Source organism: Pseudarthrobacter sp. O4 (assembly GCF_050157025.1).
GTDB lineage: Bacteria > Actinomycetota > Actinomycetes > Actinomycetales > Micrococcaceae > Arthrobacter.
The window spans coordinates 4,023,593-4,047,471 of sequence record NZ_CP189591.1 but is presented as its reverse complement, the minus strand read 5'-3'; the positions used below and the strand labels follow the sequence as shown (position 1 = coordinate 4,047,471).

The 23,879-nt window shown below is 67.1% G+C and carries 24 protein-coding genes; 8 read left to right on the top strand and 16 right to left on the bottom strand.

What is annotated here, in order from left to right:
- Positions 1–105: 105 nt before the first annotated feature.
- Together ACQCSU_RS18730 and ACQCSU_RS18725 are read right to left on the bottom strand one after the other, a co-directional pair.
- The gene (locus ACQCSU_RS18730) at positions 106–900 is read right to left on the bottom strand and encodes a sulfite exporter TauE/SafE family protein (protein ID WP_426976733.1); all 795 of its coding nucleotides are present in this window, start codon (positions 898–900) and stop codon (positions 106–108) included.
- 12 nt (positions 901–912) lie between these two features.
- The gene (locus ACQCSU_RS18725) at positions 913–2,724 is read right to left on the bottom strand and encodes a proline--tRNA ligase (RefSeq protein WP_426976732.1); all 1,812 of its coding nucleotides are present in this window, start codon (positions 2,722–2,724) and stop codon (positions 913–915) included.
- Positions 2,725–3,165: 441 nt separating this feature from the next.
- Here ACQCSU_RS18725 and ACQCSU_RS18720 point away from each other — a divergent pair, with 441 nt between their 5' ends.
- Genes ACQCSU_RS18720 through ACQCSU_RS18710 form a run of 3 tightly spaced genes read left to right on the top strand, consistent with a single transcriptional unit; the run spans position 3,166 to position 5,434 of the window.
- Positions 3,166–3,996 (top strand): ABC transporter ATP-binding protein, encoded by an 831-nt coding sequence (locus ACQCSU_RS18720; protein ID WP_426976731.1) that lies wholly within the window; start codon positions 3,166–3,168, stop codon positions 3,994–3,996.
- Positions 3,997–4,004: 8 nt separating this feature from the next.
- Entirely contained in the window at positions 4,005–4,748 is a 744-nt protein-coding gene (locus ACQCSU_RS18715; protein WP_426979852.1) for an ABC transporter permease, read from the top strand.
- Entirely contained in the window at positions 4,745–5,434 is a 690-nt protein-coding gene (locus tag ACQCSU_RS18710; protein ID WP_426976730.1) for a TetR family transcriptional regulator, read from the top strand. The genes ACQCSU_RS18715 and ACQCSU_RS18710 overlap by 4 nt, the downstream gene beginning before the upstream one ends.
- On the opposite strand, the gene ACQCSU_RS18705 is transcribed toward ACQCSU_RS18710, so the two are convergent.
- The 8 genes from ACQCSU_RS18705 to ACQCSU_RS18670 form a co-directional block, all read right to left on the bottom strand.
- Positions 5,431–6,318 carry a DUF4081 domain-containing protein gene (locus tag ACQCSU_RS18705; protein WP_426979851.1) on the bottom strand — a complete coding sequence of 296 codons (888 nt, stop codon included), beginning with the start codon at positions 6,316–6,318 and terminating at the stop codon, positions 5,431–5,433. The genes ACQCSU_RS18710 and ACQCSU_RS18705 overlap by 4 nt on opposite strands.
- Positions 6,281–7,447 carry a flavodoxin-dependent (E)-4-hydroxy-3-methylbut-2-enyl-diphosphate synthase gene (ispG, locus tag ACQCSU_RS18700; RefSeq protein ID WP_426976729.1) on the bottom strand — a complete coding sequence of 389 codons (1,167 nt, stop codon included), beginning with the start codon at positions 7,445–7,447 and terminating at the stop codon, positions 6,281–6,283. The genes ACQCSU_RS18705 and ispG overlap by 38 nt, the downstream gene beginning before the upstream one ends.
- A gap of 49 nt (positions 7,448–7,496) precedes the next feature.
- Positions 7,497–7,790 carry a YciI family protein gene (locus ACQCSU_RS18695; RefSeq protein ID WP_426976728.1) on the bottom strand — a complete coding sequence of 98 codons (294 nt, stop codon included), beginning with the start codon at positions 7,788–7,790 and terminating at the stop codon, positions 7,497–7,499.
- Positions 7,791–7,917: 127 nt separating this feature from the next.
- Positions 7,918–8,418 (bottom strand): hypothetical protein, encoded by a 501-nt coding sequence (locus ACQCSU_RS18690; RefSeq protein WP_426976727.1) that lies wholly within the window; start codon positions 8,416–8,418, stop codon positions 7,918–7,920.
- Positions 8,415–9,173, bottom strand: coding sequence for a MarR family transcriptional regulator (locus ACQCSU_RS18685; RefSeq protein ID WP_426976726.1), 759 nt, complete (start codon positions 9,171–9,173; stop codon positions 8,415–8,417). The genes ACQCSU_RS18690 and ACQCSU_RS18685 overlap by 4 nt, the downstream gene beginning before the upstream one ends.
- A 309-nt stretch (positions 9,174–9,482) precedes the next feature.
- On the bottom strand, positions 9,483–10,814 hold the full coding sequence (locus tag ACQCSU_RS18680) for a M50 family metallopeptidase (protein ID WP_426976724.1): 1,332 nt from the start codon (positions 10,812–10,814) through the stop codon (positions 9,483–9,485).
- Between the two features lie 37 nt (positions 10,815–10,851).
- Complete coding sequence (dxr, locus tag ACQCSU_RS18675) at positions 10,852–12,036, bottom strand: 1-deoxy-D-xylulose-5-phosphate reductoisomerase (RefSeq protein WP_426976723.1); 1,185 nt, start codon at positions 12,034–12,036, stop codon at positions 10,852–10,854.
- Positions 12,037–12,150: 114 nt separating this feature from the next.
- Positions 12,151–12,894: a TSUP family transporter gene (locus ACQCSU_RS18670; RefSeq protein ID WP_426976722.1), complete on the bottom strand. Its 744-nt coding sequence runs from the start codon at positions 12,892–12,894 to the stop codon at positions 12,151–12,153.
- A gap of 72 nt (positions 12,895–12,966) precedes the next feature.
- Here ACQCSU_RS18670 and ACQCSU_RS18665 point away from each other — a divergent pair, with 72 nt between their 5' ends.
- Positions 12,967–14,463, top strand: coding sequence for a lipase maturation factor family protein (locus ACQCSU_RS18665; protein ID WP_426979850.1), 1,497 nt, complete (start codon positions 12,967–12,969; stop codon positions 14,461–14,463).
- A 13-nt stretch (positions 14,464–14,476) separates the two neighbouring features.
- Here ACQCSU_RS18665 and ACQCSU_RS18660 read toward each other — a convergent pair whose 3' ends face one another.
- Together ACQCSU_RS18660 and ACQCSU_RS18655 are read right to left on the bottom strand one after the other, a co-directional pair.
- On the bottom strand, positions 14,477–15,163 hold the full coding sequence (locus ACQCSU_RS18660; RefSeq protein WP_426976721.1) for a response regulator: 687 nt from the start codon (positions 15,161–15,163) through the stop codon (positions 14,477–14,479).
- Positions 15,160–16,737: an ATP-binding protein gene (locus ACQCSU_RS18655; protein WP_426979849.1), complete on the bottom strand. Its 1,578-nt coding sequence runs from the start codon at positions 16,735–16,737 to the stop codon at positions 15,160–15,162. The genes ACQCSU_RS18660 and ACQCSU_RS18655 overlap by 4 nt, the downstream gene beginning before the upstream one ends.
- Before the next feature lie 277 nt (positions 16,738–17,014).
- On the opposite strand from ACQCSU_RS18655, the gene ACQCSU_RS18650 reads away from it, so the two are divergent.
- Genes ACQCSU_RS18650 through ACQCSU_RS18635 form a run of 4 tightly spaced genes read left to right on the top strand, consistent with a single transcriptional unit; the run spans position 17,015 to position 20,558 of the window.
- Positions 17,015–18,025: a Bug family tripartite tricarboxylate transporter substrate binding protein gene (locus tag ACQCSU_RS18650; RefSeq protein WP_426976720.1), complete on the top strand. Its 1,011-nt coding sequence runs from the start codon at positions 17,015–17,017 to the stop codon at positions 18,023–18,025.
- Positions 18,022–18,525, top strand: a complete 504-nt coding sequence (locus tag ACQCSU_RS18645; RefSeq protein ID WP_426976719.1) for a tripartite tricarboxylate transporter TctB family protein — start codon at positions 18,022–18,024, stop codon at positions 18,523–18,525. Before ACQCSU_RS18650 ends, ACQCSU_RS18645 begins: the two co-directional genes overlap by 4 nt.
- Complete coding sequence (locus ACQCSU_RS18640) at positions 18,526–20,160, top strand: tripartite tricarboxylate transporter permease (protein ID WP_426976718.1); 1,635 nt, start codon at positions 18,526–18,528, stop codon at positions 20,158–20,160.
- Entirely contained in the window at positions 20,157–20,558 is a 402-nt protein-coding gene (locus tag ACQCSU_RS18635) for a universal stress protein (protein ID WP_426976717.1), read from the top strand. Before ACQCSU_RS18640 ends, ACQCSU_RS18635 begins: the two co-directional genes overlap by 4 nt.
- A 274-nt stretch (positions 20,559–20,832) precedes the next feature.
- Here ACQCSU_RS18635 and ACQCSU_RS18630 read toward each other — a convergent pair whose 3' ends face one another.
- Genes ACQCSU_RS18630 through ACQCSU_RS18615 form a run of 4 tightly spaced genes read right to left on the bottom strand, consistent with a single transcriptional unit; the run spans position 20,833 to position 23,820 of the window.
- Positions 20,833–21,666 carry an HpcH/HpaI aldolase/citrate lyase family protein gene (locus ACQCSU_RS18630; RefSeq protein WP_426976716.1) on the bottom strand — a complete coding sequence of 278 codons (834 nt, stop codon included), beginning with the start codon at positions 21,664–21,666 and terminating at the stop codon, positions 20,833–20,835.
- Positions 21,663–22,250 (bottom strand): MaoC family dehydratase, encoded by a 588-nt coding sequence (locus ACQCSU_RS18625; protein WP_426976715.1) that lies wholly within the window; start codon positions 22,248–22,250, stop codon positions 21,663–21,665. The genes ACQCSU_RS18630 and ACQCSU_RS18625 overlap by 4 nt, the downstream gene beginning before the upstream one ends.
- Positions 22,247–22,999, bottom strand: coding sequence for a CoA transferase subunit B (locus tag ACQCSU_RS18620; protein ID WP_426976714.1), 753 nt, complete (start codon positions 22,997–22,999; stop codon positions 22,247–22,249). The genes ACQCSU_RS18625 and ACQCSU_RS18620 overlap by 4 nt, the downstream gene beginning before the upstream one ends.
- Before the next feature lie 2 nt (positions 23,000–23,001).
- Entirely contained in the window at positions 23,002–23,820 is an 819-nt protein-coding gene (locus tag ACQCSU_RS18615) for a CoA transferase subunit A (protein ID WP_426976713.1), read from the bottom strand.
- Between the last annotated feature and the right edge of the window lie 59 nt (positions 23,821–23,879).

Below are 23,879 nucleotides of genomic sequence, written 5' to 3'. Positions count from 1 at the left end.
CAGCATGCTACGCCGACGGCCCCGGTTCGGGGGGGTACTGTACGGGGAGTCTCCGCGGTCCATCCGGGAAGGTGCCCCCCGGTAACCGGCCGGCGGGAGCGGGTGCTATGCGAAAGAGTCCTGCCAGATATCGGAACCGAGCTTGAGGATCAGCGCCGCCACCACAATCAGGAACACGACGCGGATGAAGCGGCTGCCCTGTTTGACCGCCGTCCGCGCGCCCAGGTAGCCGCCGGCCATGTTCGCCGCGCCGAGCACCAGCCCGAGGCCCCACAGCACGGCACCGTGGGGCAGGAAGAACAGCAGGGCGCCGGCGTTGGTGGCCATGTTCACGATCTTGGCCTTGGCGCTCGCTTCCAGGAAGGCATAGCCCATCGCGGAGACAAGCGCAATTATCAGGAACGAGCCCGTGCCCGGGCCGATCAGGCCGTCGTAGAAGCCGATCACGCCGCCGATCAGGCAGGCCACCACGTAGTGCCGGTGCCCGTCATGCCGCAGCTTGGTCAGCTCCCCCACGCTCGGCCGGAACGCCGTGAACAGCGCGACGGCGACGAGCGCGGCAACGATGATCGGCTTGAACACGCTGGCCGGCAGGGTGGCGGCGAGCACCGCCCCGCCGAAGCTGCCGGCCAGCGCGATCACCGCCATGGGCAAGGCGGTGCGCAGGTCCGGCCGGACCCGGCCGTAATAGGTCGCGGCACTGGTGGTGGTGCCGAAGATTGATCCCATCTTGTTGGTGGCCAGCGCCTGCACCGGGCTGATGCCCGGCACCAGCAGCATCGCCGGGAGCTGGATCAGTCCGCCGCCGCCCACGACGGCGTCGACCCAGCCTGCGGCGAAGCCGGCCACCACGATCAGGATGAGGGTACTGAGTTCGATCGACTCCAGTCCCGAGACCACCCGTGCGTGCCGTTAGCTGTTGCGGACGGCGTTGACTACGTAGTCAACGGCCTTCTCAACGGCGATATTTTCGGCATTGCCGCTGCGGCGGTCCTTGATCTCCACGACCCCGTCCACGAGTCCGCGCCCTACGGCGAGGATGGTGGGCACGCCGACGAGTTCGGCGTCGCCGAACTTCACGCCCGGGGACACCTTGGGGCGGTCGTCATAGATGACGTCCAGGCCGGCGGCTTCGAGCTCGAGGGACAGCTTTTCCGCGGCGGCAAAGATTTCTTCGCCGCGGCCGACAGCCACCACGTGGACATCGGCCGGTGCGACGGCGCGCGGCCAGACCAGGCCCTTGTCGTCATGGTTGGATTCGGCCAGGGCGGCGACGGCACGGGTGACCCCGACGCCGTAGGAGCCCATGGTGACGACGACCTGCTTGCCGTTCTGGTCCAGGACCAACAGACCGAGGGCCTCGGCGTACTTGCGGCCGAGCTGGAAGATGTGGCCCATTTCGATGCCGCGCGCCGTTTCCAGCGGTCCGGACCCGTCGGGGGCCTCGTCGCCGGCACGCACGTCGGTGCATTCGATCACGCCGTCCCAGCCGAAGTCGCGGCCCGCGACCAGGCCGAACACGTGCTGGCCGGCCTCGTTGGCGCCGGTGACCCAGGCGGAGCCGCTGACGACGCGGGGATCCACGAGGTAGAGCACCTTCGCGGCGCCCTCGGTGCCCAGCAGTGGCGCGTCCAGGGACAGGCCCGGGCCGAGGTAGCCCTTGACGATGAGCGGCTGCTTCTTGAGGTCTTCGTCGTTGGCGGCCTCCAGCGTGATCTCGCCGGCGATCGGCAGGAAGGAACTGATGTTCGCTTCCACCCGCTTGAGATCGACGCCGCGGTCGCCCGGCAGCCCGATGACGACGATCTGGCGTTCGCCGGTCGGCAGCGTCACGGCGAGCACGACGTTCTTGAGGGTGTCGGCGGCAGTCCAGGCGCCGCCGTCGGACTCGGCACGGGGAACGAGGAGGTTGGCGGCGTCGACCAGGGTGTCGATCGTCGGGGTGTCCGGGGTGTCCCGGACTTCCGCGGCGGGGGCGTCGCTGAAGTCGATGTCCGCGGGGACCACGGTGGTGACGGCCTCGACGTTGGCCGCATAGCCTCCCGCGGAACGCACGAAGGTGTCCTCGCCGATCTCGGTGGGGTGCAGGAATTCCTCGCTCTTGGAGCCGCCCATGGCGCCGGCCGTGGCGGCAACCGGAATAACCTCGAGGCCGAGGCGCTCGAAGATCTTCAGGTACGCGCCGCGGTGCGCGGCGTAGCTGGCGTCCAGGCCGGCGTCGTCGACGTCGAAGGAGTAGGAGTCCTTCATGATGAATTCGCGGCCGCGCAGCAGGCCTGCCCGGGGGCGTGCCTCGTCGCGGTACTTGTTCTGGATCTGGTAGATGCTCAGCGGCAGGTCCTTGTACGAGGAATACAGGTCCTTGACCAGCAGGGTGAACATTTCCTCGTGCGTCGGGGCGAGCAGGTAGTCGTTGCCCTTGCGGTCCTTGAGTCGGAAGATCCCATCGCCGTACTCGGTCCACCGGTTGGTGGCCTCGTAGGGCTCCTTGGGCAGCAGTGCCGGGAAGTGGACTTCCTGGGCGCCGATGGCCGTCATTTCCTCGCGGACCACCCGCTCGACCTTGCGCAGCACGCTCAGCCCGAGCGGCAGCCAGGTGTAGATGCCCGGCGCGGCGCGGCGGATGTAGCCGGCACGGACGAGGAGCCGGTGGCTGGCCACTTCGGCGTCGGAGGGGTCTTCACGCAGGGTGCGCAGGAACAGCTTGGAGAGTCGAAGGACCACTGGAGGAGTATCCGTTTCTGGGAGGTGCCGGGAAAACCCAGTAAAACCGGGCAGAACTGAGCAAAAGCGTCTAGGTACTAATCTACCGTCAGCCCGGACACGGAAGAGCCACGCCATCACAGCTGGAAGCCCCTGGCCGTCTCCGGCTGGTCATCCCGTCATGGCGTGGCTCTGCGGCCCCCAACGCCGCCAGATCTCCGGCAGTGAGCTACTTTTGTGTTGCCCTTGAAGGCATTTGCGGCCCCGGGTTCTCCGCGGGCCGCACGCGCCCTTGCGGCACGGCTAGGTAGAACCTATGTGATTTCCGGGCCGAAAACAAGAGTCCGCATCCGGTTATTTTTCCGTTGACCGAACCTTTCCAGGGGTCTAGATTCAATTCATCAGTTGATGAATTGAATCGCATTGCCCTTATCGGCATTGCCCTTTTCGGCAGAGGAAACCATGTCCCATTCAGCGGCGGGCGCCGTCCCCCTCGGGGAAGCAGCGGTGCAGGTGAACGGCCTGCGCGTCGTGAAGGCCGGAAAGAACATTCTGCAGGACGTCGACTTCGCCATCCCCCTGGGGCGGATCACCGGATTGTTGGGCCCCTCCGGCAGCGGCAAGACCACCCTGATGCGCACCATTGTGGGAGTCCAGCGCATAACCTCCGGCTCGGTGACCGTGCTCGGCAGGCCCGCCGGCCATCCGTCCCTCCGGCAGGAAGTCGGCTACGTCACCCAGTCGGCCAGCGTCTACCCTGACCTCAGCGTCGAAGCCAACGTTCGCTATTTCGGCGCCATGCACGGCACCGACAGGCGCGATGCCGCCGAGGTGATTGCCGCCGTCGGGCTGGAAGGGCAGGCGCGCACCAGGACGGCGGACCTGTCCGGAGGCGAAGTGAGCCGCGTGTCGCTGGCCTGCGCCCTCGTGGCCCGCCCGAAGCTGCTCATCCTCGATGAGCCCACCGTGGGCCTGGACCCCGTCCTCCGGGCAGATCTCTGGGATCGCTTCGGGGCCATGGCCAGGTCAGGGAGCACCCTGCTGATCTCCAGCCATGTCATGGAAGAGGCCAGCCACTGCGCGTCCCTCCTGCTCCTGCGGCAGGGCCGGCTCCTCGCATCCCTCACCGCCGCCGAGCTCAGCGCGCGGGGCCGCAGCGAAGACCTGGAGCTGGCATTCCTGAACGTCATCCGGCAGGCGGAGGCCGCCGACGGGCCGCCCCCGGGCCCAGCGGCCGGATCGGATCCGGGCCGTGAAACGCGCCGGGCAGCTGAAGCGAAGGTGACGGAATGAATCTCCGCATGATGCTGGCCACGACGGCCCGCGTGCTGGACCAGCTGCGGCACGACCACCGCAGCGTGGCGCTGATGCTCGCCGTCCCCGCCCTGCTGCTGACGGCGGTGTACTTCCTCTACGAGAACGAAACCGTCCCGCCAGGCGCCGCCCGGACCTTCGACCGGGTGGGCCTCATGATGCTGGCGATCTTCCCGTTTGTGGTGATGTTCCTCGTCACGTCGATCACGATGCTCCGGGAAAGGACGTCAGGAACCCTGGAGCGGCTGCTGACCACCCCCATCCACAAAGCGGACCTGCTGTTCGGCTACGGGCTGGCGTTTTCGGTCATGGCAGCCCTCCAATCACTCGTAGCCACCGGCGTCGCGTACTGGGTGTTCGGCCTGGAGATCAAGGGCAGCCCGGGCCTTGTGGTGATGATCGCCGTCGTCAATGCGGTGCTGGGTGTGGCGCTGGGCCTGCTGTGCTCCGCGTTTGCCCGCACCGAATTCCAGGCCGTCCAGTTCATGCCCGTGGTGGTGGTGCCGCAGATCCTGCTGTGCGGGCTGTTCGTCGCGCGGGACCGGATGAACGAGGTGCTGCAAGCCGTCTCCAATGTGCTCCCCCTGACGTTTTCGGTGGATGCCCTGAAAGAGATCGCCGGCCACGCAGATGCCACGGAGCCACTGTGGCAGGACACCGGCATCCTGTCCGTGGTTGTCCTCGCGGTGCTGGTTCTGGCCTCGCTGACCCTGCGCAGGCGGAGCGGGTGAGCGGCGGCCGGCCCGAGGTCCGGCGGGGCCGCCGGGCAGGCGACACAGACTCCCGCAGCCAGATCCTCGCGTCGGCCCGGCGGTTGTTCGCGGAGCATGGCTTCGAAGGCACCAGCCTGCGCCGGATCGCACGCGAAGCCAACGTGGACCCGGCGATGATCCACCACTACTTCACCGGCAAGGATGAACTCTTTGCCCTGAGCGTTGAACTGCCCGCCGACCCGGGACTGGTGCTGGCCGGGCTGGACCGCCGCGATCCTTCACAGCGGGCCGAGCCCTTGCTCCGGGCGGTGCTGGGCCTCTGGGAAAGCCCCGCGCAGCCTGGCCTCGTGGCCTTCCTCCGGGGCACGATCGGTTCAAAGGCGAAGACGGCAATGCTCCGGGAAGTGGCCAGCCGGGCCATCCTGTCCCGGATCATGGCCGGCGTTCCCGGCCCGGCGGAGGAAGTCGCCCTGCGCGGGAACCTCGTCGTCACCCAACTGGTGGGGGCGATGCTGGTGCGCTACGTCATCCGGCTCGAGCCGCTGGCCTCCGCGAGCCAGGACGAGGTAGTCAGGCTCCTGGCGCCCACCATCGAGCGATACCTCACGGGAGAATTGCCGGCTGATCCGGCGGAAGCGCCGGAACCGGGGGCTGGGGCGGGAGGGATCGCCTCCGGAAACGGCACCCGGACGAGAGACGCCTAGAAGAGAACGGTTGCGAAAGTGCCCACCTGCCGGAAGCCCACGCGCTCGTAGGTGGCACGGGCCCGGGTGTTGAAGCCGTTGACATACAGGCTGGTCACCGGCGCGAGAGTCTGGGCCAGGACCACGACGGCGGCCATGTAGCCGGCGCTCTGACCCAGTCCGCGGAAGGCCGGGTTCATCCAGACCCCCTGGACCTGGCTTACGCCGGGCGTCACCGCGCCAAGCTCGGCCTTGAAGACAACCTCGCCGTCCGGGTCCAGATGGACCAGCGAATGTCCCTGGCGGATCAGGCCCCTCACCCGCCGGCTGTAATACTCCCGGCCGCCGAGATAGGGCGAATAGCCCACTTCCTCCTCGAACATTGCCGCGCAGGCAGGCAGTATTCTGTCGAAGTCCGCGAGCTGGCCGAAGCCCAGCGCCGGATTAGGCGGGACGGCAGGAGTCCCGGAAATGGTCATCAGCGGCTGGTCGTCCCGGACTTCGTGCGCGGGTTGGCCCAGCCGTTCCAGCCCGGAATAGAGGGCCATCACAGTCTCGGCCGGACCGAAGATGGAGGCGTAGCGGCGCCCGGAGCTGTGCGCGGCCATGGCCACGAGCCCGGCAAATTCCGGGTCAAGCTGCACCGGTACCAGGTTGGCGCCGGCCCAGCAGGCACCCACCAGGGCAGCGCCGTCGAACACGCCGAGGATGCTGGCTCCCCCGGCGGTGGGAGCCGCCGTGCCGGAGCTTTCCAGGTGGGAGAGGATGAAGACATTGGCGACGGCGTCCTGCCCGGCCAGGTCCAGCAGTTGTGCTGTGTCCGGGCCGTTCAGGGCACGGACTGCGACGCCGGAGCCGGTGCCGTCCCTACGAGACGCTAACCACGGGGCTACCCTTGACAGCATCTTCGCCATCGGCCTCCCCCATCTCTTCAGCGATACGCATGGCCTCTTCGATCAGTGTCTCAACAATCTGGTCCTCAGGGACAGTCTTGATGACCTCTCCCCGCACGAAGATCTGGCCCTTGCCGTTGCCCGAGGCTACACCGAGATCGGCCTCGCGTGCCTCACCGGGGCCGTTCACGACGCAGCCCATGACGGCAACGCGCAGCGGAATCTCCATGCCTTCCAGCCCTGCCGTGACCTGCTCGGCGAGCGTGTACACGTCCACCTGGGCGCGGCCGCAGGACGGGCAGGAGACGATCTCAAGCTTGCGCGGCCGCAGGTTGAGCGACTGCAGGATCTGGTTGCCCACCTTGATTTCCTCGACCGGCGGCGCGGAAAGTGAAACGCGGATGGTGTCGCCGATGCCGCGGGACAGCAGGGCACCAAAGGCGGTGGCGGACTTGATGGTGCCCTGAAACGCCGGACCGGCCTCGGTGACGCCGAGGTGCAGCGGCCAGTCACCCTGTTCGGCGAGCATTTCGTAGGCGGCCACCATGATGACCGGGTCATTGTGTTTGACCGAGATCTTGAAGTCGTAGAACCCGTGCTCTTCGAACAGCGAGGCTTCCCAGACGGCGGATTCCACGAGGGCTTCCGGAGTGGCCTTGCCGTACTTCTTCAGGATGCCCGGCTCGAGGGAGCCTGCGTTGATGCCGATCCGGATCGAGGTGCCGTGGTCCTTGGCGGCCCGGGCGATTTCCTTGACCTGGTCGTCGAACTTGCGGATGTTGCCGGGGTTGACGCGCACGGCGGCGCAGCCGGCTTCAATGGCTGCGAAGACGTATTTCGGCTGGAAGTGGATGTCCGCGATCACGGGGATCTGGGATTTGCGGGCGATGATCGGCAGGGCCTCGGCGTCGTCGGCGGACGGGCAGGCCACGCGCACGATGTCACAGCCGGAGGCCGTGAGCTCGGCGATCTGCTGCAAGGTGGCGTTGATGTCCGTGGTGGGGGTCGTCGTCATCGACTGCACGCTGATCGGCGAATCGGAGCCGACGCCGACCGAGCCCACCTTGATCTGGCGGGTCTTCCGACGGGGAGCAAGAACGGGGGGCGGTGCTGACGGCATTCCCAGGCTGACCGAGGTCACATGGACTCCTTGTAGATCGAAGGATCGATGGGCTGGTTGCGGGGACGGGCTAGGCGGCGTGGCCGGCCAGCAGGCCGGTCAGGGGTGCCCAGACGGTCGTGCGGGTTCCGGAAATGGCGCCGGCGGCGGCGAACGGATCCTGCTTGAGGATCTCGTTCAGGGCCGTCTCGTCGGCCGCCTTGAAGATGAGGAGCGCACCGGCGCCGTCGCCGTAGGGTCCGCTGGCGAGCAGCGCGCCCTCCTGCGCCAGTGCAGCGGTCCATTCGCGGTGCGCGGGGCGGCTGGCGTCACGGGCTTCGGAGGATTCGGCGTCGTATACGTACTCAACAGCAAAAACAGTCATACGGATACACTATCGCCCCGGCGGCCAGGTACCCATCCGGCGGCCGGCCAGGCACGGCACGGACTTGCAAGGCTCGGACTGCGCTGCTCGACCAGCCGGCTCGTGACCAGCCCCGGCTGGCCTGTGTTCAGTTGAGGAAAAGCAGCTTCGCCAGGGCAGCGATGCCGGCCGCCCACAGCATGGACGTAAGGGTTCCGATGATGAATCTCTCGGCTGCGACCGGCGTCTCCTTCAGTTCGGCGAAGCGGCCAAGTCCCTTGATGGCGACCACGTAGGCAATGGCTACCGGCTGGCCGGCCAGGACCGCGACGCAGACCGCCAGCCGCTCCAGGACGCCGATAATCGCTCCACCGCGCAGGATGCGGGAGCTGCTGACCGTGGCGGCGTCCGCTGCTGGCTGAAGGGCCGGCTGGGGGTTCGCGACGTCGGTGGTGGTGTCCGCGGCGGGATCCTCAACGGCAGCTTCCGCACCGGCGGGATCAGAGCCGGCGGGGTCAGAGCCGGCGGCATGTGCGCCGGCGTCGGCCCGGTCGTCGATGGTCCGGGCGAGCCGGAAGACCAGCGCGGTGACCGGCCAGCCAACGAAACCGGCCGTGAGCAGGGCCAGGGTGATCCAGAGGGCGTTCACCTGTCTCCTTCTGCGCTGTCGTCCTTAGCGCGGGTGTCCTTGGCGCTGTGGTCCTTGGCGCTGTGGTCCTGGGGCTGGGCGGCGGCGTCATCCGTCCCGGTGATCAGTCCGTGGGCGAGGGACAGCAGCATTTCGGCGGCCGGCCTCGCGGCCCATTCTTCCTGCCAGCCGGACCGCAGGAGTGCGCGGCTCACCGATTGTTCCGTGATTCCGAGTGTTCGGGCCGCGATTTTCTGCGTGCCACGGGTGCCGGAATGGCCGTGCTGGACAGAGCGGAGCACATCCAGCACCCTCCACTGCGCCTCGGTCCGGTCCTGGACCAGCCGCCCGATCAGCCGCAGCACCGCCTCGGCATTGGCGCAGGCCCTCACCCCCGCGGATGTTCCCGGTGACGGCGCTCCCCTGCCGGCGCCGCCGGAGACGACGGCGAGCGGCACATGGGCCGCCGCGGCCTTGGCCCGGTCCACCGCAAGCCGGGCCGCGACGAAGGCCGGGCCGGACCCTTCGCGCGGGCTGGCCGGCAGCGGAAGGTCCACCGCCCCCACCCCGATTCCGACGTACCAGCGGCCGCTTCGCAGGGCATGCTGGGCGATCTCCACGACTTCCTCGGGGTGTTCGAGTACGCCCTGGACTTCGTCGCCGACCGAGCGCTCGAAACGCCCGGCGCTGGACAGTGCCGCCAGCTCCGCGAGGAGTCCGGGCACGCGGTCGACGTCGGAAGTACTGCCGCGCTGGTCGATGGTCATGACGTACATAGCTCCAGCCTAAAGGGCTGATCTTTGATAATCAATCATTTTCAACTGATTACTGAAAATAAACTGAAATAAGCTGAGAAATACAAATCAGCGCAGTCCGGTTAGCCGGCGGGGCCGGGGGCCGGCGGGGCTACCCGGCGCCGTCCGGGGGCACTTTGACACGAAACGCCGGGCGCCGTCGTCCGTTTCGACGCCGGACCGCGGCAAAGTGCCCCCGGACCGCGGGCTAAAGCCGGCCTGGATCGCAGGCTGGGGTTTGGGGCCTTGTTTAGCGGTGGTCAGGGTCAGGTCAGCCGGCCGGCAGGCCCGTCAGCCGAAGAGGTTGACCGGCTTGACGATGTCCGCGTAGATCAGCAGGGCGCCCATGCCCATCAGCAGCACCGCCACCACATAGGTCACCGGCAGCAGCTTGGCGATGTCGAAGGCACCGGGATCCGGACGGCCGAACAGCTTGGCGATCCTGCGCCGGGCGCCCTCGTACAGCGCGCCGGCCACATGGCCGCCGTCGAGCGGCAGCAGCGGGATCAGGTTGAAGACGGCCAGGGCGAAGTTCAGTCCGGCAAGCAGGCCCACCAGGGCGCCGATCTTGGACTGCAGCGGGACCTGCTCCATCGCGGCGACCTCACCGGCCACCCGGCCCACGCCCACCACACTGATGGGTCCGTTGGGGTCGCGCGGCTCTTCGCTGAAGGCCGCCTTCGCCACACCGGCCACCCGCGCCGGGAGGTTCACCACGACGCCGGCGATCTGCTTGATGTTCTCGCCAGCCATCGGCAGCACCGCCGAAGCCGGCTGCTGCACGAGCGTGGTCTGCGCGCCGATGCCCAGGAAACCGACATCCTGGTACTGCAGCTTCCCCTCGGCGTCCTTGGCCTGCCGGCCGTCGTCGCCGATGACCGGCCGTGCGGACAGCACTGGGGTGACGGTGGTGGTGACGGGGGCGCCGTCGCGCTGCACCGTAACGCTGACCTGCTTGCCCGCGGAGGAGCGGATCCAGCCGGTGAGTTCGTCCCAGCTGGTCACGGACTTGCCGTCGAAGGAGGTGATGACATCGTTCGGCTTGAGCCCCGCGGCCGCGGCGGGCGTGGGCTTGCAGTCGGCGGAGTTAGGGTCCACGGTCTCGCCGGCCTTGACCTGGCATTTGGAGACATCGGCGATGGCGGTGGTCTGCGTGGCGACGCCGAAGCCCATCAGCAGCACGGCCGTGAGCACGACGCCGATCAGGAGGTTCATGGCCGGACCGCCGAGCATGATGATGATCTTCTTCCAGACCGGGAGCCGGTAGAAGACGCGGTTACCGTCCTCGGGTCCGACTTCCTCGTGGGACATGGAGCGGGCGTCGCTGGCGAGCGACTGGAACATCCCGGTGCTGGAGGGGCGCACCGTGCCGTCCTCCTTGTTCGGCGGGTACATGCCGATCATGGAGACGAAGCCGCCCAGCGGGATGGCCTTGAAACCGTATTCGGTCTCGCCCTTCTTCCGGGACCAGAGTGTGGGCCCGAAGCCGATCATGTATTTGGTGACGCGGACCTTGAACAGCTTGGCCGGCAGCAGGTGTCCCACCTCGTGCAGGGCAATGGACACGGCGATGCCGATCGCCACAAAGACGACACCGAGGATAAAGAGGAGGACGGGGCTCATGCTTCGATCTGCTGCTTCCTAGACGCTTCTCGGCTGTTCAGACGCTTCTGACGGCTAAACGTTCGTGGGTGCGGGCACGTGCCCATCTTTCAGCATCCAGCACGGACTCCACCGTCAGCCCGGAGGACCCTGTGTGTTCGCTGAGTACGGCTTCGATGGTATCGACAATGTCGGTGAAGCGGATCCGGCCCGCGTGGAAGGCCATCACGGCTTCCTCATTCGCGGCGTTGAAGACGGCCGGGTAAGTGCTCCCCCGCCTGGCAGCATCCTTGGCCAGCCCGACGGCGGGGAACGCCTCCGTGTCGAGCGGCTCGAAGGTCCAGCTGGTGGACCGGGTCCAGTCGCAGGCCTGGGCGGCCTGGGGCACGCGGTCCGGCCAGCCGAGGCCCAGGGCGATGGGCAGGCGCATGTCCGGCGGGGAGGCCTGGGCGATGGTGGAGCCGTCGATGAACTGGACCATGGAATGCACCACGGACTGCGGGTGGACCACGACGTCGATCCGGTCCAGCGGGATGTCGAAGAGCAGGTGCGCCTCGATCACTTCCAGGCCCTTGTTGACCAGGCTGGCGGAGTTGGTGGTGACCATGAGACCCATGTCCCAGGTGGGATGTGCGAGGGCTTCCCGCGGTGTGACGACCTGAAGCTCCTCGCGGGTCTTGCCGCGGAACGGCCCTCCGGAGGCGGTGAGGACCAGCCGGTCCACCTCGGCGGCGGTGCCGGAGCGCAGGCACTGGGCGATCGCGGAGTGCTCCGAATCCACCGGGACAATCTGGCCATCGCGCGCCGCAGCCTTGACGAGGGCGCCGCCGACGATCAGGGACTCCTTGTTGGCCAGGGCCAGGGTTGCGCCGGATTTGAGTGCGGCGAGGGTGGGCGCCAGGCCGATGGAGCCGGTGATGCCGTTGAGCACGACGTCGGCGTCGGTCTCCGCGATCCGCGTGGAGGCATCCGGGCCCGTGATGATGTCCGGGCGGTAGCTTGTGACGCTGGCGGCGCGGGCGGCGTCGTCGATCAGCTTTTGCAGTACGGAGGCGTCGCCGGAAGCGACGCCGACCGCGGGGGCGCGGGTGTGCACGGCCTGTTCGGCGAGGAGTTCCAGGTTGCCGCCGCCGGCGCTGAGCGCCACGACCTCGAAAAGATGCGGGGCGCCGTCGACGACGTCAATCGCCTGCCTGCCGATGGAACCGGTGGATCCGAGGAGGACGATCTTGCGCGGCTGCATGGTTTAAGTATCCCGCACCGCGAGGGGGCCCTGCGTTCCTCATCGAGTTGACACGTAACGGCAGACTTTGCCCTGCCCAGCCATTTTTGGCGAACCGACGCACCCGGGGAAGGCCTACCCGAACGCAAGCTCCACCACGCCCTTCGTCATCGTGGATGCCGCCCCCGTGTAGGCAATGACGACGACAATCCGGCGGACAATCCCGGGCCGGATCCGCCCGGACAGGAGATCGCCGGCCGCGATGCCGAGCACCATGGCCGCCAGGATGCCCAGCCACTGCCAGCCCTCCAAGGCTGGAAGATGGCCACCGGAAAATAGGTATTTACTCAGCAACGAGGACAGCCCGGTGGTGACGAAGTAGGGCTGCAGGGTGGCGCCAAAGCTCTTCTGATCCCAGCGGGTGGCAATGGCATAGGCAGTGATCGCCGGCCCACCGACGCCGGCCGCGGCGTTCATGAGACCGCTGGAAAATCCGAGTGACACCATGGGAACCGGGCCGGCGGCGCGCCATGAGCTGCGGTTCAGCCGCTGCGAAGCCAGCAGGGCGATGATGAGCAGCACCCCGATGCAGATTTCCAGCGGTGCCTCCGGTGCATGGCTGGCCAGCCATGCACCGGGGACCACCCCCAGCAGGGCAGAGATGGCGAGGCCCGCGTAGCGTCTCCACTGAACATGCCGCCACACCCTGGACAGGATCAGCAGCGACGACGCCGCACCGCAGAGGTTGACGATCATCACCCCGTCAAAGGGGCCGAGCAGAACCACAAGCACCGGGGATACGAGCAGGCCGAAGCCAAGCCCGGCAAGCCGCTGAGCCAATGCCCCGGCCACGACGGCGATGAGGACCAGAGCAAACATGATTCGATCTTAGTGCCGCAGCCAATGCCGCCCCCGATTGACGGCCCGCACCGCAGGCGTAACGTGGAAATCGTGGAGTGGACCGCATGGTTCGACGCGCCGGAGTACGAGTTCGCCCGGCAGGTGCTGCAGCGCGGCATCGCCACGCTCTACTTTGTGGCCTTCCTTTCCTCGCTCAACCAGTTTCCGGCCCTCCTCGGCGAGCGCGGCCTGTTGCCGGTGCCGGAGTATCTGGAGGGGTTCAGCCGCCTGCGCCGGCCCAGCCTGTTCCAGTGGCGCTACTCGGACCGGCTGCTGCGCGGCGTGTGCTGGAGCGGGATGGCCGTTGCCGCCACGCTCATTGTGGGGCTGCCCCAGCTGGGCCGGCCGTGGGTTCCGCTGCTCGCGTTCCTTGCACTGTGGCTGCTGTACATGTCGATCGTCAACGTGGGGCAGACGTTCTACGGCTTCGGCTGGGAGATGCTTCTGCTGGAGGCGGGGTTCACGGTGGCGTTCCTCGGCTCCGACCAGACTCCCCCGCCGCGGCCGATCCTGATCCTGCTGGCCTGGCTGGTGTTCCGGCTGGAGTTCGGTGCCGGCATGATCAAGATCCGGGGCGGCCGGGAGTGGCGGGATCTGACGGCCCTGTACTACCACCACGAGACCCAGCCGATGCCCGGGCCGCTGAGCCGGCAGGCACATCTGCTCCCGAAGGCGTGGCACCGGCTGGAGGTCCTGGGCAACCATTTCGCCCAGCTGCTGGTGCCGTTCTTCCTCTTCGCCCCGCAGCCCCTGGGCAGTGCCGCGGCCGGGATCATCATCTTCACGCAGCTCTGGCTCGTGGCGAGCGGCAACTTCGCCTGGCTCAACTGGATGGCGATCCTGCTCGCGTTCGCCGCGGTCAGTGATCCCGTGGCGCACGCCGTGCTGCCGGCGATCCCGCTCGACTGGCACGCCGCAGCGTGGGGTGTTGGTGCTGCCGCCGGCGGCGGGACGGCCACCGGCGCCGGCAGCCTGGCGCCGGTCCCGTGGCTCGTGGTGGTCCTGCTCGCCACCGTGCTGCATGTGGTGCTCAGCTACCGGCCGATCGAGAACCTGTTCTCCCACTACCAGCTGATGAACGCCAGTTTCAACCGGTGGCAGCTCGTGAACACCTATGGTGCCTTCGGCACTGTCACGAAACGGCGGATCGAGATCGTCGTGGAGGGGACCCTCGACGCGGAGCCCGGGGATGACACAGAGTGGCGGGAGTATGGCTTCAAGGGCAAACCCGGCGATGTCCGCCGCATCCCGCGCCAGTACGCCCCCTACCATCTGCGGCTGGACTGGCTGATGTGGTTCCTGCCGCTGCGCACCGTGCACGAGGAATGGTTCTACGCGTTGTTGGCCAGGCTGCTCGCCGCCGACCGGCCCACACTGAGGCTGCTGCGCCACGACCCGTTCGACGGCGGACGCCCCCGCTGGGTGCGGGCCCGCAGCTACCTCTACCGCTTCTCCAGCCGGGCCGAGTTCCGCGCGACAGGCCAGCGGTGGATCCGGATCCCGCTGTACGTAGCCATCGCGCCGATGTCACTGCCGCCGGAGGACTGAGACGGGGCCGGTGCTACGGCCGGGCGCCCGGCTTCAGCACGTACCGCCGTTCCGGCCGCCCCGCCCCGTACTTGAGCCGCACGTCCGCCCTGCCCGAATCGTGGAGGTACTCGAGATACCGGCGGGCACTTACCCGTGATGCTCCCAACAGGTCGGCGACTTCTGCGGCCGAGAGGTCTGCGTCGGCTGAACGAAGCGCCCCTACAACCAACCTCAGCGTCTCGACGCTGCATCCCTTGGGCAACGGAAACTCCCCCGGCTCCATGCGCTCAACACCGAAAACCCGGTTCACATCCGACTGCCCGGCCACATCCTTTGAGGCGTCCAGGCCGTGATAGGCGCTCAGGTAGTGCGCGAGCCGCTCCTGCAGGTCCGATTGCGAGAACGGCTTGATCAGGTAGTGCACGATGCCGCCGCGGAGTGCCCGCCGCACCGTCTCGCTCTCCCGTGCTGCGCTGATCACCAGGACGTCCAGGTCAGGCACTATGCCGCGCAACTGCGAGATCAGGTCAAGCCCGTTGACGTCAGGTAGATGGATGTCCAGCAGGACGAGGTCGGGCGCCAGTTCCCTGGCCTTGGCGAGGGCTTCGCTACCGCTGTGGGCCGCCCCGACCACCGCAAATCCCGGACTGCGCTGGATGAAGCCGGCATGGACCTTCGCGACCATGAAGTCGTCGTCGACGATCAGGACCCTGATCATGGCTGAAACCTCCTGGGGAAGAGCCGGGCAGAGAAGACGGCACCGCCGTCGTTGTGCACCGTAAGCTGTCCGCCCCGCCGCTGGCATACGACCCGTGACAGCGCCAGCCCGTAGCCCCGGCCGCCTTCCGAGGTGGGCTGTTTCGTAGTGAACCCCTGCCGGAACACCTCCTCGAGGACTTCGGGAGGAACGCCGGGGCCCGAGTCGCGGACCACGATGCTCAGCTTCTGGTCCCGGCCGTCGATGAACACTTGAACGGCGGCGTCGGCCGTGCCCGTCACGGCGTCCAAAGCGTTGTCCACCAGGTTGCCTACGACGGTGGTCAGATCCCTCGACAATTCGTCGTCCACCCGTTCCAGACGGGAGTCGGGGGAAAGTTGCAGGGTCACTCCGCGCTCAGCCGCGAGGCTCGATTTTGCGATGAGCAGGGCCGCCAGCGCCGGGTCCTCGATCCGGCTCGTGACGTCGTCGCTGAGCCGGGTCCGGTCCAGGGTTGTGCCGTTCACGAATTGCACCACCGCGTCATACTCCCCGATCTGGATCAGCCCGGAAATTGTGTGCAGCTGGTTCGCAAATTCGTGGGCCTGGGCGCGGAGCGTATCCGTCGCGGTGCGCGTGGCGCCGAGTTCCCGTTCCAGGGAGGCGAGCTCCGTACGGTCGCGCAGGGTGGTCACCGAACCGATGGTCCGCCCGTGCGACAACATTGGCATCCGGTTGAGGACCACCAGCCGTTCACCGACCAGCACCAAGCGGTCCGGGCCGGGCTGGTCACGTGTCAGCACGTCCCGCAGTGCCGGTTCAACGGCCAAGGCATTGAGGCTCTTTCCCACACAGTCCGGCGCCAGACCCAACAACTGGCGGGCGCTTTCGTTCACCACGGTGATCCGCTCGTTCGGATCCAGGGCCACCACACCCTCCTTGAGGCCGTGCAGCATGGCCTCGCGGTTTTCCACCAGGCCGGTGATCTCGGTGGGCTCCATTCCCAGCGTCTGGCGCTTGACCCGGCGCGCGAGCAGCAGCGACCCGGCCACGCCCAGGACGCTCGCAACGCCGAGGTACGTCAAGAGGTTGGGCACGGCATCGCCCAGCCGCTCCCAGGTCGAGGGGTAGTTCCTGCTGATGGCCGCAATGCCGATCATCGCCCCGGTATCGTCCAGGACCGGGACGTGCGCCGACAGCATCGCGGTTGCGGTCCCGCCCACCACTCCGGTCCAGGCGCGGCCCTCCATCACGCGGCTGCTGCCGAGCTCAAGTCCCCTGCCCAGCAGGGATGGATCCGATGAGGCCACGACGGTTCCATTCGGCCAGGCGAGCGCCACCTGGGAGGATCCGGAAACAGTCCTGACCGATTCAGCCACGGCCGGCAGCGCCGAACCGCCCCGGGACTCTGCACTCGGCAGCAACGCACGGACAGTGGGATTGTTGCCCAGCGCCTCCGCGGCAGAGAGCGCCCGGCGCCCCTCAATCCGCTCGAAGGCGGCTGCCGACTGCGCGAGGGAGATTGCAACGACAGCCACCAGGACGGCCAGAACGATCAGCAGCTGAAGGACCAGGTATTGCCCGGCAAGGGACATCCCTCTTCGTCGAGTCACGTGCTGTCTTCCTTGTGCGTGGTTCAGCCGCCGTCCGGGCTGGAGGGGGTGCGCACCGGGGTCCGTCCGGCACAGTGGACTATACCCCAAGGTGCAGCACCGGCCCCGCGATATGTTTGGCAGCTGTTGGAAACCGGAAATATGAACGCAATGAACTTAACTTTCTCTGGTTACACAAGAGTGATGCCTATCACTTCCGCACCTAGCATCAGATCACCAGTCAGATTTGCTGGTCAGTTTATTGAGAAGAGGAACACCCATGCGCCAGATCCGCGCATTGCGAATTGCCGCCGTCGCTGCCGGCATCGCCCTGATGGCCACCGGTTGCGGTGCGACCACCAAGAGCACCACCGCTCCCGCCAGCTCCGGCGCCGCTGCAGGCCCCGTGACGGGGCTGCAGATCCTGGTCCCCAACACCGCCGGCGGCGGTTACGACACCACCGCCCGGGCGGCGGCGAAGGTTCTCGACGACGAGAAGATTGCCACGAACACCGAGGTGTTCAACCTCGCCGGCGCCGGCGGCACCGTGGGGCTGGCCCGGGTGGTCAATGAGAAGGGCAACGGCGACCTGGCCATGCTGATGGGCCTTGGCGTGGTGGGCGCGAGCTACACGAACAAGACCGAATCCAAGCTGACGGACACCACTCCCCTGGCCAAGCTCATCGAAGAGCCGGGCGCGATCATGGTCGGCAAGGATTCGCCCTACAAGACGATCGATGACCTCGTGTCAGCGTGGAAGGCAGATCCGGCCTCCATCAGCGTAGGCGGCGGTTCCTCCCCCGGCGGCCCTGACCACCTGCTGCCGATGCAGCTGGCCGGAGCCGTTGGCATTGACGCCACGAAGGTTAACTTTGTCTCTTACGACGGCGGCGGCGCTCTTCTTCCGGCCATCCTCGGAAACAAGCTGGGTTTCGCCGCGTCCGGTGCCGGTGAGTTCCTCAAGCAGATCGAGTCCGGCGACGTCCGCGTCCTGGCCACCAGCGGGGACAAGCGTCTTGACAGCGTCGATGCCCCCACCCTGAAGGAATCGGGCATTGACCTGGTCTTCAGCAACTGGCGCGGCATCGTGGCGCCTCCCGGCATCAGCGATGCGGACAAGGCATCCCTGATCGCCGCCTTGGAGAAGATGCACGGAAGCCAGTCCTGGAAGGACGTCCTCAAGACGCGGGGCTGGACCGACGCGTTCCTCACCGGGGATGAGTTCAAGACCTTCCTGACCGAGCAGGACAAGCGGGTGGCCGACGTACTGACGAAGCTTGGGCTGGCGTGAGTTCCTTAGCCACCAAACTCAAAGGCCGCTCCGAGCTGGGGGTCGCCCTCCTGCTCGGGGCGGCCGGCGGGCTCGTCCTGTGGGACGCCGCCGGCCTTGTCACTCCTTACTCCAAGTCGGACCCTGTCGGACCCAAGACCGTTCCCTACATCGTCGCGGGCCTGCTGATCATCTGCGCGGTAATGCTGTCCATCAACGTTCTCCGTGGCGGCCACGGCGAAGCGGAAGGCGGCGAAGATGTGGACCTGACCCACCCGGCGGACTGGAAAACGGTCCTTCCCCTGGCTGCCGCCTTCATCGCCAATATCCTGCTGATCGATTGGGCCGGCTGGGTCATTTCCGGGACCGTCCTCTTTTGGGGCAGCGTCTTGGCCCTGGGCAGCCGGCGCTATGTCCGCGACGGCCTCATCTCCGTAGCTCTGTCCCTCCTGACCTTCTACGGCTTCTACCTCGGCCTCGGGATCTCGCTCCCCGCCGGCCTACTGGAAGGGATTCTCTAAATGGACGTCTTCACCTCCCTCATGGACGGCTTTGCCACCGCCCTGACACCCATGAACCTCCTCTACGCCGTGATCGGCGTTATCCTGGGCACCGCCGTCGGCGTCCTGCCGGGACTGGGCCCGGCGATGACCGTGGCCCTGCTGCTTCCTGTGACGTCTGTACTGGAGCCCACGAGCGCTTTCATCATGTTCGCCGGCATCTACTACGGCGGCATGTACGGCGGATCCACCACCTCCATCCTGCTCAACACGCCCGGTGAGTCTTCCTCGGTGGTCACGGCCATCGAGGGCCACAAGATGGCTAAGGCCGGCAGGGCCGCCCAGGCGCTGGCGACGGCAGCCATCGGCTCGTTCGTGGCCGGCACCATCGGCACCACACTGCTGGCCGTCTGTGCACCTATCGTGGTCAAATTCGCGGTCAGTCTGGGATCCCCCAGCTACTTCGCCATCATGGTCCTTTCTCTCCTTGCCGTTACTGCCGTGCTGGGGTCCTCCCGGCTCCGCGGCTTTGCCTCGCTGGGCCTGGGCCTGGCGATCGGCCTGATCGGGATGGACTCTGTCACGGGACAGCGGCGGCTCACCTTCGGCCAACCGTTGCTCACCGACGGCCTGGACATTGTGGTGGTGGCCGTCGCCATCTTCGCCGTGGGTGAAGCCCTGTGGGTGGCCGCCCACCTGCGCCGGACCCCCCTTAACGTCATCCCGGTGGGGAATCCCTGGATGGGCAAGCAGGACTGGAAGCGGTCCTGGAAGCCCTGGCTGCGGGGAACCGCCTTCGGCTTCCCGTTCGGTGCGCTTCCGGCCGGCGGCGCCGAGATCCCCACCTTCCTGTCCTACGTCACGGAAAAGCGCCTCAGCAAGCACCCCGAGGAGTTCGGACATGGCGCCATCGAAGGCGTGGCCGGGCCGGAAGCTGCGAACAACGCATCCGCGGCCGGCACACTGACCCCGCTGCTGGCGATGGGGCTACCTACCAATGCCACCGCGGCGGTGATGCTGGCAGCGTTCACCGGGTACGGCATCCAGCCCGGACCTCAGCTGTTCGAGAGCCAGGGGCCCCTGGTGTGGGCACTGATTGCCAGCCTCTTCATCGGCAACTTCCTGCTCCTGATCATCAACCTGCCCTTGGCACCCCTGTGGGCCAAACTCCTGCAGCTGCCGCGTCCCTACCTGTATGCGGGAATCCTGTTCTTCGCCACGCTGGGCGCCTACTCGGTGAACCTGCAGGCGTTCGACCTGGTGCTCCTGCTGGTGCTCGGCGCGCTCGGGTTCATGATGCGGCGGTTCGGACTCCCCGTGCTCCCACTCATCCTCGGCGTGATCCTGGGGCCGCGTCTCGAGGGCCAGCTGCGCCAGACCCTGCAGCTCAGCGCCGGCAACCCCGCCGGTCTCTGGAGCGAGCCCATCGCCGTCGGAATCTACGTCATCGTGGCGATCATCCTCGTCTGGCCGCTGCTGCTCAAACTGTGGCGTAAATCCAGGCCCGCCACCGCACCCGTCTCCACTGGCGGGACGGACCTGGGGCCGGAAAATACAGTGTCCGAAGCGCCCGCAGCCGGCGGCACCCAGGCTTCAGAACATGCCGGCAGCAACGTCGATGCCGGCCACGCCCGAGCACGACAGGAGAAACTGTGAGCATCATCGTCGGATACGTGCCCACTCCCGAAGGGGAAGCGGCACTGGAACGTGCCATCTCAGAGGCACGAAGGAACAGCACGCTTCTGGTGATCATCAACTCGTCGCGCGGAGACGCGACGGTGGACAAACGGTATGCCCAGGGCAGCGACATCGCGGGCATCGAAGAGCGGCTGGGACGTGAGGGCGTGGAACACCACATCCTTCAGCCGGTCCGGGGCAACGACGCGGCCAACGAGGTCCTGCAGGCCGCCGAGGACTACCGTGCGGAGCTGATCGTCATCGGTCTGCGGAAGCGCACGCCCGTGGGCAAACTGATCATGGGCAGCACCGCGCAGCAGATCCTCCTTGAGGCAGATTGCCCCATCCTCGCCGTCAAGGCAGCCCCGGCGACCTAGCTGGCCTGGCCTGGCCTGACAAGGGTGCACGCGGCAAGGGCCGGAAGTCTCACGACTTCTGGCCCTTTGTCGTAGGTCTTCAGCAACCGTCCGGAGGTACCGCTTGACGCGTATGGCCGAGATGAGCGCAACGGAGCACCCATTCGACGCAGATGGCCGCAATAGGGCCCGCCAATCCGGCCATTGCTGGCGAATCGACGAGGTTCAGACCTGCGGAGCCGCCACCTCGCCACATTTCGGTGGCCAGCGGGACGACGGCACGAACCTCCTGAAGTTAGCGGCCGGCGCGGCGGAGGGTGGACTCGGCGTGCTTGAGGATTGGCCCGTCGATCATTTTGCCCTTGTACTGGAACACGCCCGTTCCTGCTCCGGCGGCGGCGTCGAGCAGTTCCGTGGCCGCTGCGACGTCGGCTTCGGAGGGCGCGTAGGCACCGCGGACCACCGCCACCTGGTTCGGATGGATGCAGGCCTTCGAGCCGAAGCCTGAGGCGACGGCGTCCCCGGCTTCGACGGCCAGACCGTCAAGGTCCGGGATGTTGACGTAGACCGAGTCGATGGCTTCCTTGCCGAATGCCTTCGCCGCCAGCAGCACCGCGGAGCGGGCGTGCAGCGCCACAGCACGGTAGGCGCCGTCGTCGGTCCGGCTGGAGGTGCCGCCGAGGGAGGCGAGCAGGTCCTCGGCGCCCCACATCAATCCCACAACATTGGGCTCGGCAGCGATGGCGGCCGCGTTGAGGATCCCGGCCGCCGTCTCACACAGTGCAATCACGCCGTAGCCCTCAAGCTCCTTGAGCTGGGCTGCGCTTTCGGCCTTGGCAAGCATGACGTGCCGGTACGGGGTGTGCTTGAGGCAGTGCAGGTCCTTCTCGAACTCCTCCGTGCCCGCCGGGTTGACCCGGATGATGGTCCGGCTCGGGTCCAATTCCGGGACGTCGCCGGTGGAACCGAGCTGGGCCAGGATGGCGCCGCGGGCGCGCTGCTTGTCAGCCGGCGCGACGGCGTCCTCCAGGTCCACAATGACGGCGTCAGAGCGCTCGGCGGCCTTCTGGTAGCGCTCGGGGCGGTCGGCGGGGCAGAACAGCAGGGCAGGGCCCATCAGGAAACTCATGTGTCTATTCTCCGCTTTTCCGCGCGTTCTTTCTGGACAGCGTTGTCCTTCTGCGCAGCGTTTTCCTTCTGCGCTCCGGTGTGTGCTTCGCGCGTCCACATCAGGCAGCTGCGCGTGGCGAGGGCCACGACGTCGCCGTGCTGGTTCCGGCCGGTGTGCTTCATGGTCACGATCCCCTGGCCCGGCCGGGAAGAGGACAGCCGTTTCCCGGTCACGACGGTCTCCGTGTACAGCGTGTCACCGTGGTACATCGGGTGCGGGAAGGACACATCCGTCATTCCCAGCTGGGCGATGATGGTGCCCTGGGTCAGTTGCGGGACCGACTGCCCCACCACCGTGGCCAGGGTGAACATCGAGTTCATCAGGCGCTGGCCGAACGGCTGGTCGGCGCTCCAGGCGGCATCGAGGTGGAGTGCCTGGGTGTTCATGGTCATGGTGGTGAACAGGACGTTGTCCGTCTCCGTCACGGTCCGGCCGGGACGGTGCGCGTAGACCACGTCCTCCTCGAGTTCATCGAAGTAGAGTCCGCGCTGCTCAACCACCCGGGGTTCGATGCCGGGCTGTGGCGCAGGGTTCGTTGTCATACGGTCAGTTCCTGGTCTTCCTCGAAAAGCTCGGCACCGGTGGCCGCAACCACGTCCTCAACCGAGACATTGGGGGCCAGTTCACGCAGCACCAGCCGGGGCTTTCCGCCCTCGGCCACGACGTCAATCACGGCGAGGTCGGTGATGATCCGGTCCACGCAGCCCTTGCCGGTCAGCGGGAGCGTGCACCGTTCCACGATCTTCGGCTTGCCGTTCCGGTCCACGTGCTCCATCATCACGATCACCTTCTTGGCGCCGAACACGAGGTCCATCGCCCCGCCCATGCCCTTGACCATCTTGCCCGGGATCATCCAGTTGGCCAGGTCGCCGTTGGCGGCGACCTCCATCGCACCGAGCACGGCCACGTCCACATGCCCGCCCCGGATCATGCCGAAGGAGGCGGCGGAATCGAAGAACGCGGCGCCCTTGTTCACTGTGACAGTTTCCTTGCCCGCGTTGATCAGGTCCGGGTCGACCTCATCCTCGCGCGGGTACGGTCCGACGCCGAGGATGCCGTTCTCCGAATGCAGGACCACCTCGATGCCGGCCGGGATGTAGTTGGGGATCAGCGTCGGCATGCCGATGCCCAGGTTCACGTACTGGCCGTTGCGCAGCTCCTGCGCCACCCGGGCGGCCAGTTCGTTGCGCGTCCAGCCCTTGACTTCGGGATGTTCAACGGCGGATCGCCGGTATTCGTGGCGGACGGCTTCCGGACGGGGAGGGGCGCCCTGCGAGCTGTTCGTTTCCACGGTTATGCTCCTGCCTGGTCGATGTTGCCGGAGGTGGTCCCGGAAGAGGTCCCGGAGGTGTTCCCGGACGGCGCCGCTGCGACCGTCCGCTTTTCGATGCGCTTCTGGACCTGCGGCGCGAGTACGACACGCTGGACGAAGATTCCGGGAACGTGAATGTGCTCCGGGTCCAGCTCGCCGGGTTCCACGAGTTCCTCGACCTCGGCGATGGTGATCTTCCCGGCCATGGCGCAGAGCGGGTTGAAGTTCATCGCGGTGGCGTGGAAGACCAGGTTGCCGTGCCGGTCGCCCTTCCAGGCGTGCACCAGGCCGAAGTCGGGGTTCAGCGATTCCTCCAGGACGTAGTCGGCCCCGTTGAAGCTGCGGACCTCCTTCGGCGCCGAGGCGATCGCGATGTTGCCCTCGGCGTCGTACTTCTGCGGCAGCCCGCCCTCGGACACCTGGGTGCCGACGCCGGCCGGAGTGTAGAACGCGGGGATCCCCGCCCCGCCGGCACGCATCTTCTCAGCCAGGGTGCCCTGCGGGGTGAGGACCACCTCGAGTTCGCCGGAGAGGTACTGCCGGGCGAACTCCTTGTTCTCCCCCACGTAGGAACTAATGGTGCGGCGGATCCGGCCGTCCTTCAGCAGGATCCCGAGTCCCCAGTCGTCCACTCCGCAGTTGTTGCTGACGGTTTCCAGGTCCCTGGTGCCGTGCTGGTGCAGGGCATCGATCAGGGCCACGGGAATGCCGCAGAGCCCGAAGCCGCCGACCGCGAGCGAGGCACCGTCGTGGATGTCCGCCACTGCCTCGGCGGCGCTGGCAACAACTTTGTCAATCATCGTTGATCCTTTCAGGGGTCTCGACATGCTCGACCACCGGGTGGAAAGTTGCGGCCAGC

Coding starts and splice junctions, on each gene's coding strand:
- ACQCSU_RS18720 (WP_426976731.1), top strand. CDS start 3,166: ATGTCCCATTCAGCGGCGGGCGCCGTCCCCCTCGGGGAAGCAGCGGTG.
- ACQCSU_RS18715 (WP_426979852.1), top strand. CDS start 4,005: ATGATGCTGGCCACGACGGCCCGCGTGCTGGACCAGCTGCGGCACGAC.
- ACQCSU_RS18705 (WP_426979851.1), bottom strand. CDS start 6,318: ATGCTGTCAAGGGTAGCCCCGTGGTTAGCGTCTCGTAGGGACGGCACC.
- ACQCSU_RS18695 (WP_426976728.1), bottom strand. CDS start 7,790: ATGACTGTTTTTGCTGTTGAGTACGTATACGACGCCGAATCCTCCGAA.
- ACQCSU_RS18685 (WP_426976726.1), bottom strand. CDS start 9,173: ATGTACGTCATGACCATCGACCAGCGCGGCAGTACTTCCGACGTCGAC.
- ACQCSU_RS18680 (WP_426976724.1), bottom strand. CDS start 10,814: ATGAGCCCCGTCCTCCTCTTTATCCTCGGTGTCGTCTTTGTGGCGATC.
- dxr (WP_426976723.1), bottom strand. CDS start 12,036: ATGCAGCCGCGCAAGATCGTCCTCCTCGGATCCACCGGTTCCATCGGC.
- ACQCSU_RS18670 (WP_426976722.1), bottom strand. CDS start 12,894: ATGTTTGCTCTGGTCCTCATCGCCGTCGTGGCCGGGGCATTGGCTCAG.
- ACQCSU_RS18660 (WP_426976721.1), bottom strand. CDS start 15,163: ATGATCAGGGTCCTGATCGTCGACGACGACTTCATGGTCGCGAAGGTC.
- ACQCSU_RS18655 (WP_426979849.1), bottom strand. CDS start 16,737: ATGTCCCTTGCCGGGCAATACCTGGTCCTTCAGCTGCTGATCGTTCTG.
- ACQCSU_RS18650 (WP_426976720.1), top strand. CDS start 17,015: ATGCGCCAGATCCGCGCATTGCGAATTGCCGCCGTCGCTGCCGGCATC.
- ACQCSU_RS18640 (WP_426976718.1), top strand. CDS start 18,526: ATGGACGTCTTCACCTCCCTCATGGACGGCTTTGCCACCGCCCTGACA.
- ACQCSU_RS18630 (WP_426976716.1), bottom strand. CDS start 21,666: ATGAGTTTCCTGATGGGCCCTGCCCTGCTGTTCTGCCCCGCCGACCGC.
- ACQCSU_RS18625 (WP_426976715.1), bottom strand. CDS start 22,250: ATGACAACGAACCCTGCGCCACAGCCCGGCATCGAACCCCGGGTGGTT.
- ACQCSU_RS18615 (WP_426976713.1), bottom strand. CDS start 23,820: ATGATTGACAAAGTTGTTGCCAGCGCCGCCGAGGCAGTGGCGGACATC.